This is a genomic window from Caballeronia sp. ATUFL_M2_KS44, from assembly GCF_023630965.1.
GTDB lineage: Bacteria > Pseudomonadota > Gammaproteobacteria > Burkholderiales > Burkholderiaceae > Caballeronia > Caballeronia concitans.
In genome coordinates this window covers 1-256 of record NZ_JALQEA010000007.1, presented here as the reverse complement: position 1 = coordinate 256, position 256 = coordinate 1, and the positions used below count along the sequence as shown (strand labels likewise).

At 69.9% G+C, this 256-nt stretch carries 1 protein-coding gene; it reads left to right on the top strand.

Going from position 1 to position 256, the window contains the following annotated elements:
* Nucleotides 1-256, top strand: a 256-nt coding sequence (locus NCR39_RS06610) for an esterase-like activity of phytase family protein (protein ID WP_250451483.1), incomplete at both ends; no start/stop codon positions are given.

The window sequence follows — 256 nt, the reverse complement described above, 5'->3', positions numbered from 1 at the left end:
CCGCTCGTGTACGGCGACGGCGCCGCGGCGAACGTCGGCAACGGCGCGCCCGCGTTCAACGCGAAGAAGCACACGCACTACTTCACCGGCCGCTCCGACAACTTCGCGCCGACGCGGCCGTCGACGTATCCGCGCGACGCGCGCTTCGATCCGGAAAGCATCCGCGTGGCGCGCGACGGCGCGAGCGTCTTCATCTCCGACGAATACGGCCCGTACATCTATCGCTTCGACCGGCAGAGCGGCGAGCGCATCGCGG